At 62.5% G+C, this 3163-nt stretch carries 3 protein-coding genes; all 3 read left to right on the top strand.

The window, feature by feature from the left end; genetic code table 11:
* Nucleotides 1–397 (top strand): metallopeptidase TldD-related protein (locus tag OQK_RS31275; protein WP_038860922.1); only part of this gene is annotated, 397 nt, incomplete at its 5' end.
* A gap of 190 nt (nt 398–587) precedes the next feature.
* The gene (mdtD, locus tag OQK_RS13085) at nt 588–2015 is read left to right on the top strand and encodes a multidrug transporter subunit MdtD (protein ID WP_016772799.1); all 1428 of its coding nucleotides are present in this window, start codon (nt 588–590) and stop codon (nt 2013–2015) included.
* Nucleotides 2016–2356: 341 nt separating this feature from the next.
* Nucleotides 2357–3163, top strand: an 807-nt coding sequence (locus OQK_RS13080; RefSeq protein ID WP_177318489.1) for a DEAD/DEAH box helicase, incomplete at its 3' end; no start/stop codon positions are given.

The following is a 3163-nucleotide window of genomic DNA, read 5'->3' as shown; positions in this document are numbered from 1 at the left end:
CGAATATGGTCTGGCGGCGAACGGTGCGGGCGGCGGCGAAATGCCCAGTGCATTGAACATGGCCGCCGGTGATCTGTCGCAGCAAGAGATCCTCAAGCAGTTGGGCACCGGGCTGTACATCAGCAACCTGTGGTACCTGAACTACTCGGATCAACCGGCGGCGCGCATGACCGGCATGACCCGCTTCGCGACCTTCTGGGTCGAGAACGGCGAAATCCAGGCGCCGGTCAGCACCATGCGTTTCGATGACAGCGCCTACAACCTGCTCGGCTCGCAGTTGGAAGCGTTGACTACCGAGCGTGAATTGCTGCTGTCGGCGAGTACCTACAGTCAGCGCAATACCTCGTCATCGCTGTTGCCGGGGGCGCTGGTCAGCCGGTTGACCCTAACGCTGTAAAACAAAGATCCCCGGCACACAGGGGATCACCTGTTGGAGTAGAAACTGTGGCGAGGGGATTTATCCCCGATGGACTGCGCAGCAGTCCCGCTTTTTGGGGGCCGCTGCGCGACCCAGCGGGGATAAATCCCCTCGCCACAGGGTTTCATGTTTGAACAAAAATCTGGATTAACCACCCACACGAGGTTCCATGCCCAACCGCCCGCCTCTCGACGCCATCACCGCCCGCTGGTTGCCGTGGGTCGTCGCCATTGCGTTCTTCATGCAGTCCCTCGACGGGACCATCCTCAACACCGCGCTGCCGGCCATGGCCAGCGATCTGGCCGAAGACCCGTTGCGCATGCAGGGTGTGATCATCGCCTACATGCTCACCGTGGCTCTGCTGATCCCGGCCTCCGGCTGGATCGCCGACCGCTTCGGCACCAAGAAAATCTTCTTCGGCGCGATTCTGCTGTTCAGTTTCGGCTCGTTGCTGTGCGCTTTGTCCAGCAGTCTGAGCATGCTCATCGGTGCACGGGTGATTCAGGGCCTCGGCGGCGCGCTGATGCTGCCGGTCGGGCGACTGGTGGTGCTGCGTGCCTACCCGCGCTCGGAACTGGTGCGGATCATGGGTTTCATCACCATTCCCGGCCTGCTCGGCCCGCTTATCGGCCCGACCATGGGCGGCTGGATGGTGGAATACGTGACGTGGCACTGGATCTTCCTGATCAATCTGCCGGTCGGGGTGATCGGCTGTTATGCGGTGTGGAAGTTCATTCCCGACCTGCGCGGCACGGAGCGCACGCGCTTCGATAGCCTCGGTTTTCTGCTGTTCGGCGCGGCGATGATCCTCATCACCATCGCCATGGAAGGCCTTGGCGAACTGCACCTGCCGCACCTGCGGGTGATGTTGCTGCTGTTCGCCGGCATGGCCTGTCTGGCGGCGTACTGGCTGCGCGCCGGGCACATCGAAAACCCGTTGTTCGCGCCGTCATTGTTCAAGACCCGCACTTTCGCCGTGGGCATCCTCGGTAACCTGTTTGCGCGACTGGGCAGCGGCGCCCTGCCGTTTCTGGTACCGCTACTGCTGCAAGTGGCCTTGGGTTACTCGCCGTCGCAAGCGGGGATGAGCATGTTGCCGCTGGCCGCTGCAGCGATGATCGCCAAGTGGGTCGCGCGTCCGCTGATCGAACGCCTCGGCTATCGCATCGTCCTCACCGGCAACACGCTGGCGCTGGGGATCATGCTGGCGAGCATGGGTCTGGTCAGCGAGCAGACGCCGTACTGGCTGCTGCTGTGCCTGCTAGCCGTGCTGGGTGCGATCAACTCGCTGCAATTCACCGCGATGAATACGGTGACGCTGATCGACCTCGACGATGCCAGCGCCAGCAGCGGCAACAGTCTGCTGTCGGTGGTAGCGCAGTTGTCGCTGAGCCTCGGCGTGGCTTGCGCCGGCGCGCTGCTGGGTGGCTTCACTGCGAAGGTCGGCAACGATGGCGTGGAAACCGTACTCGGCGCGTTCCAGCTGACCTTCGTCACGGTCGGTGTGATGGCGATGCTGGCGGCGACGATCTTCTCGCAGCTGTCCAAGGAAGACGGGCGCCGCGCCAAGCGCCCGGAAGAGCACATCGAGCACTGATTGTGCTGGAGGACATCTGTGGCTGCTGAAGGACTTCCGTGGCGAGGGGATTTATCCCCGCTGGGTTGCGCAGCAACCCCAAAAAGGTTGGATGCAGTCAGCCTGATGAATTGAGGTGGCAGGTATTGGGGGGTGCTGCGCACCCCATCGGGGATAAATCCCCTCGCCACAGATAAATCCCCTCGCCACAGGTAATCCCTGCCTCGGGTTCAATCGCTGTTCGTCCAGAACTGTCGAGGAAACTGGCACGGGGCTGCTACACTGCGCGACATTTTGTTTTGCAGGCCAGTCCCGTGACCACCATCGCCACCGCTTTTAATACTCTGCCGCTGTCCGCCGCCATGCTGGCTAACCTCGAATCACTCGGTTATGCCCAGATGACGCCGATCCAGGCGCAGAGCTTGCCGGTGATCCTCAAGGGGATGGACCTGATCGCCCAGGCCAAGACCGGCAGCGGCAAGACCGCCGCGTTCGGCATCGGCCTGCTCAACCCGATCAACCCGCGCTACTTCGGGTGCCAGGCGCTGGTGATTTGCCCGACCCGCGAACTGGCCGACCAGGTGGCCAAGGAAGTCCGTCGTCTGGCCCGCGCCGAAGACAACATCAAAGTCCTGACCCTGTGCGGTGGCGTCTCGTTCGGCCCGCAGATCGCTTCGCTGGAGCACGGCGCGCACATCATCGTCGGCACCCCGGGGCGCATTCAGCAGCACCTGCGCAAGGGTTCGCTGGTGCTCGATGGCCTGAACACGCTGATCCTCGACGAAGCCGACCGCATGCTCGACATGGGTTTCTACGACGCCATCGAAGACATCATCATCAAGACCCCGGAGCGCCGGCAGACTCTGCTGTTCTCCGCGACCTACCCGGTGGGCATCAAGCAACTGGCTTCGAAATTCATGCGCGATCCGCAGACCGTCAAGGCTGAAGCCTTCCACGACGACACGCAGATCGAGCAGCGCTTCTACGAGATTTCCCCGGAAGAGCGCATGAGCGCGGTGACCAAAGTCCTGCACCACTTCCGTCCGGCGTCCTGCGTGGCGTTCTGCTTCACTAAGCAGCAGGTTCAGGAAACCGTCGATCACCTGACCGCCAAAGGCATTTCCGCCGTCGGCCTGCACGGCGATCTGGAACAGCGTGACCGCGATCAG

This window comes from Pseudomonas sp. R62 (assembly GCF_000257605.1).
Classification (GTDB): Bacteria; Pseudomonadota; Gammaproteobacteria; order Pseudomonadales; family Pseudomonadaceae; genus Aquipseudomonas; species Aquipseudomonas atacamensis.
The sequence above is the reverse complement of the archived record's forward strand: the minus strand, read 5'-3'. Positions and strand labels throughout refer to the sequence as shown.